The sequence below is a fragment of the Shewanella sp. POL2 genome, assembly GCF_000282755.1.
In the GTDB taxonomy this organism is placed as follows: Bacteria; Pseudomonadota; Gammaproteobacteria; order Enterobacterales; family Shewanellaceae; genus Shewanella; species Shewanella xiamenensis.
The window spans coordinates 1-12,411 of record NZ_AKZL01000112.1 but is presented as its reverse complement, the minus strand read 5'-3'; the positions used below and the strand labels follow the sequence as shown (position 1 = coordinate 12,411).

12 protein-coding genes, 1 rRNA gene and 2 pseudogenes are annotated in these 12,411 nt (G+C 45.6%); 3 read left to right on the top strand and 12 right to left on the bottom strand.

The genetic code is table 11. The annotated features are described in order from the left end of the window. Positions 1 to 163 precede the first annotated feature (163 nt). Positions 164 to 279, top strand: a 5S ribosomal RNA gene (rrf, locus tag SHEWPOL2_RS19845). 243 nt (positions 280 to 522) lie between these two features. Here rrf and hemB read toward each other — a convergent pair. The 12 genes and pseudogenes from hemB to rraA all read right to left on the bottom strand — a co-directional run bounded on the left by hemB (position 523) and on the right by rraA (position 11,243). Next, entirely contained in the window at positions 523 to 1,533 is a 1,011-nt protein-coding gene (gene hemB / locus SHEWPOL2_RS19840; RefSeq protein WP_037422636.1) for a porphobilinogen synthase, read from the bottom strand. Positions 1,534 to 1,542: 9 nt separating this feature from the next. Beyond that, positions 1,543 to 3,420 carry a diguanylate cyclase gene (locus SHEWPOL2_RS19835; protein WP_037430962.1) on the bottom strand — a complete coding sequence of 626 codons (1,878 nt, stop codon included), beginning with the start codon at positions 3,418 to 3,420 and terminating at the stop codon, positions 1,543 to 1,545. Further along, positions 3,413 to 4,216 carry a TatD family hydrolase gene (locus tag SHEWPOL2_RS19830; RefSeq protein WP_037430960.1) on the bottom strand — a complete coding sequence of 268 codons (804 nt, stop codon included), beginning with the start codon at positions 4,214 to 4,216 and terminating at the stop codon, positions 3,413 to 3,415. Before SHEWPOL2_RS19830 ends, SHEWPOL2_RS19835 begins: the two co-directional genes overlap by 8 nt. After that, positions 4,216 to 4,740, bottom strand: coding sequence for a hypothetical protein (locus SHEWPOL2_RS19825; RefSeq protein WP_037430966.1), 525 nt, complete (start codon positions 4,738 to 4,740; stop codon positions 4,216 to 4,218). Before SHEWPOL2_RS19825 ends, SHEWPOL2_RS19830 begins: the two co-directional genes overlap by 1 nt. A 44-nt stretch (positions 4,741 to 4,784) precedes the next feature. Continuing rightward, positions 4,785 to 5,535 (bottom strand): annotated as a pseudogene (tatC, locus tag SHEWPOL2_RS19820) (twin-arginine translocase subunit TatC). 3 nt (positions 5,536 to 5,538) lie between these two features. Continuing rightward, positions 5,539 to 5,988 carry a Sec-independent protein translocase protein TatB gene (gene tatB / locus SHEWPOL2_RS19815; RefSeq protein WP_037422648.1) on the bottom strand — a complete coding sequence of 150 codons (450 nt, stop codon included), beginning with the start codon at positions 5,986 to 5,988 and terminating at the stop codon, positions 5,539 to 5,541. Positions 5,989 to 5,994: 6 nt separating this feature from the next. Then, on the bottom strand, positions 5,995 to 6,252 hold the full coding sequence (gene tatA / locus SHEWPOL2_RS19810) for a Sec-independent protein translocase subunit TatA (RefSeq protein ID WP_037422651.1): 258 nt from the start codon (positions 6,250 to 6,252) through the stop codon (positions 5,995 to 5,997). A 59-nt stretch (positions 6,253 to 6,311) separates the two neighbouring features. Next, positions 6,312 to 7,961 carry a ubiquinone biosynthesis regulatory protein kinase UbiB gene (gene ubiB, locus SHEWPOL2_RS19805; RefSeq protein ID WP_037430956.1) on the bottom strand — a complete coding sequence of 550 codons (1,650 nt, stop codon included), beginning with the start codon at positions 7,959 to 7,961 and terminating at the stop codon, positions 6,312 to 6,314. After that, a complete protein-coding gene (locus SHEWPOL2_RS19800) occupies positions 7,958 to 8,578 on the bottom strand; it encodes an SCP2 sterol-binding domain-containing protein (protein ID WP_037422657.1) in 621 nt (206 codons plus the stop codon). Before SHEWPOL2_RS19800 ends, ubiB begins: the two co-directional genes overlap by 4 nt. Next, the gene (gene ubiE, locus SHEWPOL2_RS19795) at positions 8,578 to 9,333 is read right to left on the bottom strand and encodes a bifunctional demethylmenaquinone methyltransferase/2-methoxy-6-polyprenyl-1,4-benzoquinol methylase UbiE (protein ID WP_037422660.1); all 756 of its coding nucleotides are present in this window, start codon (positions 9,331 to 9,333) and stop codon (positions 8,578 to 8,580) included. Before ubiE ends, SHEWPOL2_RS19800 begins: the two co-directional genes overlap by 1 nt. A 241-nt stretch (positions 9,334 to 9,574) precedes the next feature. Beyond that, positions 9,575 to 10,627, bottom strand: a complete 1,053-nt coding sequence (locus SHEWPOL2_RS19790) for a formimidoylglutamase (protein ID WP_037422663.1) — start codon at positions 10,625 to 10,627, stop codon at positions 9,575 to 9,577. Positions 10,628 to 10,757: 130 nt separating this feature from the next. Then, on the bottom strand, positions 10,758 to 11,243 hold the full coding sequence (gene rraA, locus SHEWPOL2_RS19785) for a ribonuclease E activity regulator RraA (RefSeq protein WP_037422666.1): 486 nt from the start codon (positions 11,241 to 11,243) through the stop codon (positions 10,758 to 10,760). 323 nt (positions 11,244 to 11,566) lie between these two features. Between rraA and SHEWPOL2_RS19780 the strand changes: the two genes are divergently transcribed. Continuing rightward, positions 11,567 to 11,815: a YgjV family protein gene (locus SHEWPOL2_RS19780; protein WP_011073879.1), complete on the top strand. Its 249-nt coding sequence runs from the start codon at positions 11,567 to 11,569 to the stop codon at positions 11,813 to 11,815. A gap of 351 nt (positions 11,816 to 12,166) precedes the next feature. After that, a pseudogene (locus tag SHEWPOL2_RS19775) lies at positions 12,167 to 12,397 on the top strand (phosphatase PAP2 family protein); the annotation flags it as partial. Positions 12,398 to 12,411: the final 14 nt, after the last annotated feature.

Genomic DNA, 12,411 nt, shown 5'->3' with positions numbered 1-12,411 from the left:
CAACTCAAACCAGCTTTCTAAATTAAAGAATCAAGGTTAATTACGCAGGTAATTGTGCGGCTGACAAAGCCGTGACGCGCGAAGGGCAGAGTGTACGGTAGTACATGAGCACTGGAGTGAGGAAACAATGCCGTCAGACGTAGAATTAGCCAGTAAGAATTTGCTTGGTGACAATAGCATTGTGGTCCCACCTGATCCCATCCCGAACTCAGAAGTGAAACGCAATCGCGCCGATGGTAGTGTGGGGTCTCCCCATGTGAGAGTAGGTCATCGCCAAGCGCCTAATTAAACAATGAAGCCAGCTGAATAAGCTGGCTTTTTTGTTTTAGCCGTTTGTAATTTCATTCTCTCTATTACTACTTCCTATTCATTACTTCCTTTTATTCACTTCTGCGATGACGATAGTTATTACCTACATATCGATTTGACCGACAGAGCAATAGTTTCAAAGGCTTTCTTCGAGCTAATAAAAAGGGCAGCGTTTGGCTGCCCTTTATGCTTAGAATTGGTTTCTAATCTCGATTATTTAGCTTCTTTTAGCCACTGTGCTGCACGTTTGGCGAAGTAGGTAAGGATGCCATCGGCACCGGCACGTTTGAAGCATAGTAGCGATTCCATGACGATAGCCTTTTCAGCTAACCAGCCATTTTGGATCGCGGCCATGTGCATGGCATATTCACCACTCACTTGGTAAGCAAAAGTAGGAACAGCTAACTCAGTTTTAACACGATGAACGATGTCGAGATATGGCATACCTGGTTTTACCATCACCATATCAGCACCTTCTTGGATATCGAGCGCCACTTCGTGTAGTGCTTCATCACTGTTAGCTGGGTCCATTTGATAGCTATGCTTATTGCCACCTTTTAGGTTGCCTGCTGAGCCAACTGCATCACGGAATGGGCCATAGTAGCTCGAAGAGTATTTGGCTGAATAGGCCATGATCTGGGTATTAACATGGCCAGCTGCTTCCAGTGCTTGACGGATCGCGCCGATGCGGCCATCCATCATATCCGATGGCGCAACAATATCAGCGCCTGCTTCGGCATGGGACAAGGCTTGTTTAACTAAAATTTCTGTAGTGATGTCATTCAGGATATAGCCTGTTTCATCAATAATGCCGTCTTGACCATGGGTCGTGAAAGGATCGAGAGCCACGTCCGTCATAATGCCAAGTTGTGGGAAGGCTTTTTTGAGTTCACGTACAGCACGTTGCACTAGTGCGTCAGCATTGTAAGCTTCTTCTGCCATGAGAGACTTTTTCTCTGCAGGCGTGACAGGAAAGAGGGCAATTAAGGGGATGCCTAATTCAACAAGTTCTTCTGCTTCTTTGAGCAGTAAGTCGATTGAATAACGCTCCACACCTGGCATTGAAGCGACTTTTTCGCTGCGATTACTGCCTTCGAGCACAAACATAGGATAGATTAGGTCATTCACTGTTAGGTGATTCTCTGCCATCAGGCGACGGCTAAAATCATGTTTGCGCATGCGGCGCATTCTGCGCTGTGGGAAGGCACTGGTAATGATATTCACATTAGACTCCTAATTAGGTTCTGTTTGCGCTGGCGCATACAATTTCACTTGATTGCGTCCGCTATTTTTTGCTTGATAGAGGGCTTTATCTGCCTGCTCTAATAATTCGGTACTGTGTTGTTCATTTAAGATTACGTCGGCACTCACGCCGATACTGACGGTGAGTGGTATGGGTTTTCCTTCCCATTGAAGGCCGATACTAGCCACTGCATCTCTTATATTTTCAGCGACTTGAAGCGCACCATCCGCGTTGGTATTGGGAAGAATAATAGCAAACTCTTCTCCACCAAAACGTGATACTAGATCGGTTGGTCGTTTTAAATGCTGCTGCAATGTCTTTGTGATAAGTTTTAGGGCCTGATCACCCGCTAAATGACCAAATTGATCATTGATAGATTTAAATCGATCGATATCGATCATTAATAGTGCTATTGGCGTTTCTTGACGACGACTTATACGGCTTTCTGCTAATAGGCGTTTATCGAAGGCACTGCGGTTTTTAGCCCCCGTTAAGCTGTCTATAGTGCTTTGTTCTGTGAGCTTTTGATTAACTTCATGCAATTCGCGCAGGGTAATTTCAAGTTCCAAAGTGCGCTCTTGCACCATTTGTTCCAGTCTTTCGTTAGTTTCTGCTTCTACTTTTAATGCATCTTCACGTGCGCTACGAATTTTTTGTGCTTGTTTTAGTGCTTCTTGTTGAATGCGTTGTTTGGCTTTACGTTCGTCGTTATAGCGGATAGCAAGCACGAGTGACATAAAGATGATTTCAAAGGTTAACCCCAGCATTACAGGTGTCTGAGGTTTGATATTCAGCTCGATAACGCCTAAATACAGTAAGCTACTCAGGCACGCACCTGTCAGCATACTCACCCAGCCAACAGTATAAAGTTTGGCTAATTTTTGCCCTCTAGCGGCTTGAATAATTGCGAGTATCATCATAATGATACTGAGCACGACAACCGAGATAATCTCAATATAAAGTACAGTGCCATAACGCAAAAAGGGAACTAATAAACAGATTAAAAGGATATAAACGGCACTATAACGGCACATCAATAGCATGCGGCGATTATAGTATTTTAATTGTAAAATTTTTTCGGTAAACATTAAGGCGAAAGCCATAACCAAAGGGAGTAGCACAGGAACCATTAGTTGCTGCAATGTTGGCCAATTAGGCCAGAGGAAGCGGAATGCGAAACCATTAATCGTGGCAACTAAGAGAGTCATGCTAAGGACGTAGCCGGAGTAATAGCTGTAACTGAATGAACCAGAAGCTAACGCGATAAATAGACTGAAGATACCTATGGCGGCGAGTACCCCAAGCTGAAATCCATGTTCGACAGCTGTTGATTCCGCTATTTGTGCCAAATCGTTGGCTGACCATAAATTTAAAGGAACGGCCGCATTGCCTTCGGTTTCAATATGTATATAAAAGGTATGTTGTTCATTGGTGTTAATTTTAAAAGGGTATAGAAAAATATTACTCAGCAGTGGACGCTGTTTATAGGGAAGTGTATCTCCCATATACGTTGTGTTGACGAGTTGGTTATCTACAAGATGGTAAATAGTTACTTTATCTAATAAGGGATTATCTAAGGCAAGAATGCGTGAAAGGCTTTCGTTGTTACTACTAAGATTAACAGACAGCCAAAAATTATGCAGGCTAAGACGTTGAATATCCTTATTGGTAAACTTATGCCATTGTGCCTTGGGAAGTGCTTCAATGTCCGCTAACTGACTTTCAGAATGGGGATGAGTCACCATTAGCCAAGGTGTTAGACTGAGCGGCGTCGGAGTGTGTTCATTGATGTTGATTATGCTTGCGAAGCTGCCCGATGATATGAGCATGCTGATAAGCAAAACCAATAAGCAACTTAATTTAGCCATTCTGTTGACTCAAATTAAAAAACGCTAGGCTATTTTGATAGCATTGTTTTGCAAATTCAGCCGGATCTTCTCCGCGTAGATTGGCAATATACCGAGCAATATAAGGCAAATATTCGGGTTTATTTTTACTGGATTTAGGCTTAGGACGCATGCTACGCGGCAGTAGATAAGGACTATCTGTTTCGATCAATAAGCGATCTTTTGGAATAAATGGCACTAGCGCTGCTAATTCTTGGCCGCGTCTTTCATCACAAACCCAACCTGTAATTCCTAAGTGTAAATCGAGATCGATATAAGCTTCCATTTGTGCTTGGCTGCCAGTAAAGCAGTGTAACAATGCGCCGCGAAGATGTGGGCGGTACTCACTAACGATGCTTAAAAAATCACTATGGGCATCTCGCTCATGCATCAGAACGGGTTTTTGAAGGTCAATCGCCTGTTCTAATTGGGCGATAAATGCTTGGCGCTGAGCCGGACGGGGGGAAAAGTCTCTATTGTAGTCTAGCCCGCACTCGCCTACAGCAACAACCTGTGGTGCTTCACATAAATTTGCGTGAATTTGTTTGGAATCAGTTTGCCATTCGCTAGCATGGTGGGGATGCACGCCTGCGGTGCAATAAAGCTGGTTAGGGTAGTTTTGGCATAATTGAATTGCTGCCGCGCTTTCACTTAAATCACTGCCAATAACAATTAACGGCGAAACCCCTTGGTCCGCCGCCGCTTGTATGATTTGCGCTATGTCTGGTTCGAGTGCGCTGCCAAGCAAGTTGACAGCGATATCTATATAAGATGACATTATTTTAGGCGTTTTACCCTCACCTTAGCATTACGACTTTCTGTGCCCATTAAGAAAGAGCCAAGCGCAGCTTTTTCGATAAATACTTTTTCACCGACTTTGAGATTGAATTTACGGTTTTCGGTTTGTTTCCAAACTTGGCCATTGGTAAAGGTAATTTTTAAAGCACCGTAGGCATCTTCTGCTATTGACCCCACATCGAGATAAATTTTATCAGTCGTATTCTCTTGAACGCGTTTAACTTCCATACCGAAATTATCTTCGACATTGGTCGCGGCGGCAGCAACAGGAGCTGCAGTCGCCACAGCTGCAGCTGCGGGAGTGACAACGGGGGCGACAGCTATCGGTGCCGTGGTGTTATTGGTCACTGTGGTGACTTGAATGCTTACTGCGAGGTTGTCATAGCATACCAAGCGCTCGAGCTTGTCTGTTATCCCTGCACATTGAGTTAATTGCTGCTCAATACCTGCATTAGCCTGTGCAGATACCAGTAACACTGCACCAGTCAGTAGAGTTAAACGCATCCCAGTTTCCTTATTATTATTTTCCTCTAATGCCGATTGAGGCATTAGTCATTCGTTGGTTGTTCTTCATCGGTCTCGTCATCAGGTTTACTGTAAAAACGAGCCGCAAATAAACCGCCTTCGAACAATAACAGCATTGGCACGGCAAGCATAGTTTGGGAAATAACATCAGGTGGTGTGAGCAGCATACCCACCACGAATGCGCCGACAATAATATAGGGGCGTTTTTTGCTTGAGATCTTCAGGTGTTGTCACACCAGCCCAGCAGAGTAAAACAACGGCAATCGGGATCTCAAAGGATAAGCCGAATGCAAAAAATAATTTCAGTACAAAATCAAGATAGCTGCTAATATCGGTTGCAACTTGTACTCCCTCTGGAGCCGTGTTGGCAAAAAAGCCAAATACAACTGGGAATACAACGTAATAAGCGAAGGCTATACCTAAATAAAATAGCACTGTGCTGCTAAAAAGTAGCGGCATAACTAAGCGTTTTTCATGCTTATACAAACCCGGTGCTACGAAGGACCAAATTTGAAAGAGCACATAGGGTACGGCCACAAAAAATGACAGAACTAATGTCAGTTTAAAAGGGGCGAAGAAAGGTGCGGCCACATCGGTCGCAATCATACTGCCACCTAAGGGCAAAGACTGCATTAAAGGGATTGCCATGTAATGGTAAATATCATTTGCCCAATACACACTACAAATAAATACAATCAATACACTGGCAATGGATTTAAGCAGCTTGGACCTAAGTTCAAGCAAATGGCTGATAAGTGGCTGCTGTTGCGACATGAATTATCCGTTAGCTTTCGGGTTAGAACGGGTATCCTCGCCCTGAATGGACTCACTATGTGGGGCGGAGGAAGCCGAAGTTGGACTCGCCTCGGTAGAAACCGTTTGGCTTGCAGGATTGTGGATCTGGTTTTCCTGTGCACTGGGAATATCTTGCACTTGGTAAGGACGATTCACTGACTGCGCGGCTTGCTTCAATTGATCGATTGACTCTTGCAGCTCGGGAGAGAGGTTAGATAAACCTTTGCTCTCCGCTTTTTTGAGGTCGGCGTGCAACTGTTCGATCTTTAGCTCTTGCTCAAGTTCTTCTTTGACTGAGTTGGCCATGCGTTTCATCGCGCGGATCCAACTGGTTACTGAACGTACTGCAACCGGTAGACGTTCGGGGCCAAGAACGACCAGCCCCAGAACACCGATCAGCAGCAGCTCCATAAAGCCGATACCGTCAAACATAAAGAGTTACGCCTGTTCTTTGTGAGACTCAGGTTTCTTTTCAGTCGCCTGTTGAGTTGGTTGTGCGGTTTGTGCAGTTTGCACTGGTTTTGCCGCTTCAGTGTCTTCTAGCGCCTTTTTATCTTCTTCTGAAGACATGGCGTTTTTGAAGCCCTTAACAGCACCACCTAAGTCACCACCCAAAGAGCGTAATTTCTTAGTTCCAAACAATAAGACAACGATTAACGCGATGATAAGAAGTTGCCAAATACTAATGCCACCCATGAAGGTATCCTCTTAATTGATATCGGTTCTATTATGAACCTCTGATTAATTAGTGCTAGCTAAAATTTACGATTCTTTGGCCTAGATCGCCATCCGATAATCCACAGTACCGTACCTGAAATCAGGCACACGTAAGGGCTCAACAGTGTAGCGTCTTGGTTGAACAATAACGTGCCACAGATCAATAAAATTGCAGAAGTGATGAGTAAGTAATTACTCTTATGTGCTTGCTGCTGGTATTTCAGATACTTATCTAGCATTTGTTGCTGAGAACTCAGCAATTTCCTGCCTAATTTAAGGTTGTCATAAATTAGTTCAGGGAATTCCGGAAGTTTATCAGACCAATATGGCAGTTTTGTGGATACCTTTTTAAACATGGCTTTAGGTCCCACTTGCTCGGCCATCCACTGCTCTAAAAAGGGTTTAGCGGTCTGCCAGAGATCCAGCTGCGGATAGAGCTGACGGCCTAAACCTTCAATGTACAGCAAAGTCTTTTCGAGCAGCACGAGCTGAGGCTGCACGACGATATCAAAATGCCGTGCGGTACGGAACAGCTCTAACAACACATGCCCGAAGGAGATTTCATCTAAGGGCTTGTTAAACATGGGTTCACACACGACCTTGATGGCTTGTTCAAAGGCTTGCAGATCGGTTTTTTCCGACACCCAGCCCGACTCAATATACAGTTGCGCGATGCGGTGATAATCACGATTGAAAAACGCGAGGAAGTTTTCCGCGAGATAGCGCTTATCGACCTCACTGAGCGTGCCCATAATGCCGCAATCAAGGCCGATGTAGTAAGGATTTTCGGGATGTTCGCGGGAGATAAAAATATTTCCCGGATGCATATCCGCGTGGAAAAAGTTATCGCGGAACACTTGGGTGAAAAATAGCTCTACGCCCCGTTCGGCTAGCAGTTTAAAGTTTGTTCCTTGTGCCTTAAGTGCAGCGATATCCGATACTGGAATACCGTAAATCCGTTCCATCACCATCAAGCGTGGATAACAAAACTCTTCATATACATAAGGAATATAGAGCGCGTCTGAGTCGAGGAAGTTATTACGTAGCTTAATGGCATTGAGGGCCTCAAGCTTAAGGTTGAGCTCCCCTAAAATGGTGACGCGGTAATCTTCAATCACCTCGGCTGGGCGTAGTCGGTTACCTTCGCCAAGAAGATAATCGATGACCTTCGCCGTTTGCGACATCAGCAGGAGATCGGCCTGGATTTTAGTTTCTACGTTCGGGCGCAGCACTTTTAATACCACGGCCTTGCCATTGGATTTAAGCGTGGCGGTATGTACTTGGGAAATCGAGGCCGAGGCTAATGGCGTTTCATTAAAGTCATTAAAGAAGGTCTCGATTGGTGCTTTAAGCTCTGCTTCTATCGCGAGTCGGGCGAGTGCGCCATCGAAGGGAGGGACTTTATCCTGCAACATGGCAAGCTCTGTCGCCCATTCATCACTCAGTAAGTCACGGCGGGTGGAGAGCATTTGCCCGAGCTTGATATACACAGGGCCAAGCTCTTGCATTGCTAGCTTTAAGCGCTCGCCACCGGATTTACCTTTGTGTTTATTACGGATCCAAAACAGACTATTGCGGGCGAGTTTAAAGTACCAAGGGGTCATCTTTGGCGGTAAAACATCATCTAACCCATATTGCAATAGGGTCTTAATCACATGATAACCGCGGCGGATACTGGCAAGGGTCATGGCTTAATTGAGTCTCTTAATTGGGCAATCCGTTGTTCGAGCGCGCGAGTGTCGTTAACTAAGTCATCTATTTGATCGCACAAATGAATAAGTTCAATCCGATGGGGCGCAAGCCGATACTCTTCGATAGCGAGTTGCCCTAAATGGGAGCGGGTTTTACGCAATACTTCAAGTGCAAGACCTTTTGCCTGATGGCTTGTACTGATGAGCTTGTGAGTGGGGCCGTCACCCAAATAACGCGAAATGGGTTCGGCAAAATCAAACTCTATGCTACGTAGATATTGGCTAAAGCTTTGTAATAAGTTCAGATCGCCTTCGAGCTTGAGCTTATCTTGCTTGATAAGTTCAGTCAGGTTGGCACCTTCTGACACGCGATAAAGTGTCGTTGCATCAGCGTGCAGACTGACATCGACATCGCCTTCATAGCGACTCAGTACTTGGATTTCTTTGGCAAAGACCAAGTAAATTGGCCAGTTGAGTTGCGTTAATTGAATACGAAATACTTTGCCATGTAGCTGGCGCTGGCGCGCATAGGCGTCGCCCGCTTGGGTCTGAAGTTGTTTCAGACCCATCTCAATAGCGGCGCAGGCAAGTAACACCACTTCTTGCGGCATCATTAGAATTTATAACCACGGTGCAGGGCGACAATGCCATCGGTCATATTGGTGTAATCGACCTGTTCAAAGCCCGCATCCACCATCATTTGCTTAAGAGTGTCTTGATCTGGATGCATCCGAATGGATTCGGCCAAGTACTCATAGCTGTCAGCGTCTTTAGTAATGAGTTCACCCATCTTTGGTAAGACTTTGAAGCTATATAAATCATACACTTTACGCATGATTTCATGCTGGGGCTTAGAAAACTCTAATACCAATAACTTACCGCCTGGCTTAAGTACGCGGTTCATAGAACGAAGCGCGGCATCTTTGTCTGTCACGTTACGCAGACCAAAGGCGATGGTGATGATATCGAAGTGATTATCGGGGAAGGGCAGTGCTTCGGCATTGGCTTGCACGTAGCTGACATTGTTGACAATGCCTTTGTCACGTAGCTTAGTGCGGCCCACTTTTAGCATAGAATCGTTGATATCAGCTAAAACCACTTCGCCTTTATCACCCACTAAGTGAGAGAATTTAGCGGTTAAATCGCCCGTACCACCGGCAAGGTCAAGCACCTTCATACCCGGACGAGCGCCAGATACTTCAATGGTGTAGCGTTTCCAAAAACGGTGAATACCGAAGGACATAACGTCATTCATGATATCGTACTTGGCGGCAACCGAATGGAACACGCCAGCAACGAGATCGGCCTTTTTATCCGCCTCTACGGTTTTATAACCAAAGTGGGTATTTTTAGATTCACCCTCAGACATCAATGTATTCCTATTGTTTTGCAAAGTATTAGTGGCGAGTGTAAGCCATCGCCTGCATTTGCTGAATCTTTGATCTATCACTCTGTGATCGAGCTAGTAAACTCTCCTCAAGGCGTTAGCTTAAAGAGTTTGGCTTTTGCCAGTGTTTAGTGTGTCGACCCGATAAAATGGACTGGCATTAGACCACAATATCAGGATTTGGTGAATAGCTTCGCGCCTGTAAGGGTACAAGCAAACGATGCTATCGGGCTAAAAATTGGCATCTTGCTTGTACATAGGCATAAATTAACTCGCTGATACTTTGACCCACGTCCCTAAAGCCCGCCTCTATGCCGGCCTCATGACAGCTTGGTGCGGCTTCGGCTAAATGTAAATAAGCACAGGGACATCGGCTGGCGATATAGCTAATGTAGTGGGCGGCATCGAGTAGGGGAATTCCCGCAGCTGTAGAGGCACTGCTCGGCATTTTGGCGATGGCATCGACATCCAACTCTAGCGCTACTGGGAGCGCTGTTTGGTTAAGTTTGTTGGCAATATCCTGTAGCGCCTGTGTCAGGCTAATCTCTCGGCGAATCCAAATTTGTTGGAGGCTATGCCAAGTGCCACCAAACTCGGTGAGTTGTTGTAAATTGGCCTCGCTGTTTTTGAGCTCGTGCAAACCGAGCACATGGTAATACCCCAGCGCACCGCGATTGGCGGCGTAACTAAAGCCATTACCGCTGTGACGCCCTTCGAGCAGGCGAAAATCACTGTGCGGATCTAAATTCACTGCGGCAACTTGGCGTTGATAATGGGCCGAGGTCGCCATTAACAGGCCATAGGCATTGTTGTGGCCGCCACCAATCACTATGGGTTCAAGCCCTGCCGCTTGTATGGCGCTGACTAGTTTAATCACCCGTTCATCGAGCTGCTCAACTGCTTGGCGTAGATGGGTTAGGCTCGCGCCTTCGCCATCCTGTGCCTGTAATTGCAGATCCGCCGTATGAACTTGTCCTAAAATCAGGCATTCGGCGCCCGAAAGAAAACGATTCGACTGTAAATTCAACCACTGGCGCATGCTGGTGGTAAAGGCGTCGGTGGCACCGCCTCTGCCTAGGTTAGCCCGTGGGCCGATATCTTCACCCACTCCGACAATGGCAAATTGTGCACCATGGGCTTTAGCGGTGGTGAGTATCGTTTCTAATGGATGTTCATGGTTAGCCAAGTGTACGCATTGGCCTATTTTGGTCTCACCGGCTCGCGGGCTAACGAGACTGGCGATATCGGCTTGGGTAAATGGGATAAATTCAGACATAGATTAGTATTCTTATCGGGTAGGGACAGGGATATTGTGGCGTACCCAAGGACGAATATTCAATGGTACTTAATGGTATCTGCCAATAAAAAAGCCAGCTTAGCTGGCTTTCTTTCGATGTTATTTAGCATTACTCGATATCGAGTGGTTCTGGCGATAGAATGACGCCAGTGTTATCGGCATAGATATGATCGCCTGGGAGGAAGGTCACGCCGCCAAAGTTGACCGGGATATCGACTTCACCCACTGAATTGCCATCGGCGCCCACAGGAATTGAAGCAAGGGCTTGAATGCCGATGTCTAATTCTTCCAGCGCATCCACATCGCGTACTGAACCGTAAACGATAATGCCTTCCCAGTTGTTGTTGACTGCGATTTCTGCGATAGATGCATCGATCAGGGCGCGGCGTAATGAACCACCACCGTCAACCAGCAAGACTTTACCTTGGCCATCTTCTTGTAAGACCTCGGTGATTAGGCCGTTGTCTTCAAAGCACTTAATGGTGCTGATAGAACCGCCAAAAGAGCTACAACCACCGTAGTTACTGAACATGGGCTCGACTACATCTACGACATCTAAGTACATGTCACATAGTTCTGAGGTGTTGTATTCCATATTTACACTCCTATTGATCCGCGTTGCGTACAGTTTAGCGAGTTTACGCCAGTATAAAAGGGATTCCTGAAAAGAAAAGTGTTATCAATCACGGTATTGTTGCACTTGGACGTTAACACTTATGTTGTAAACTTTCGTCACTTAACAGGTGTTTATCCTCAAAACTTGATATCGGTCATTAAATAACGGTTTTTTATTACAACTCTGTTGCGCGTTTTGGTATTATATCCCAAGTTTAAATTAACTTACTTAACTTAATTTGCTTTAGGGGCAAGGACCCCCCGTTACGCTTATGGACGGTAGAGGGCCTTCGAGAGGTGCCTATGGAAGCTGTAAACACGATTGAAATTATTGGTTATTTTGCCTCAGTAATGGTGGCAATTTCACTTATGATGAAGAATATCATCTGGTTAAGATGGTTAAACTTTGTCGGTTGTACCTTGTTTGTTATCTATGGCGTATTTATTTCAGCCTGGCCTGTTGCGGGGATGAACGCCTTTGTTGCCTGTATCAATATTTACCATTTGACGAAAATTTACCGCGCTAAAGCGCTGGAACAAGCTGTCGCTTGAAGGTTTTCTGACAGTGCTGCCCGTTCATAGCAACTGGGCAGCACTGTATTCTCCCCGTACGTTTTCCCTCTTGCTCCAATTGATAGCTTCATTCCTCGCCATTTTCGCCACATATGTCATAAAACTTTAGGCCTGATGTCACTTTACCGTCATCGGTAGTTCTTAGTCTCACCTTAACACTGAGCACTTAAGCCATCTCTGTTTAAGTTGTCGTAGGTTTAGCGTGGGGTTCTATCGTGAAATAGTCGTCTGACAGGGCGTTAACACATGCAGACGCTAACAGCTGTCGAGAGAATGCACTCATTAACATCGCCATGATACTCGCTGGCATGCCAGCAAGGAGCCTGTTTTATGTTGAGTTACATTGCAGACTTAGATAAGCGCATGTTTTACCGCATTGTGGATTTGAGCCAACGTCACGGTGTTTATGCTTGGGCGAAGCGGATATCGGCAACTGGTGATGGGCATGTGTATCTGTATCTCTCTGTTGGGTTGATGCTGACACACTCCCAAGGGCAGAACCTGTTCAATCTGCTGTTGGCGAGTTTTTTGATTGAATTGCCGTTGTACATATTACTCAAAAAATAGCATTCGCC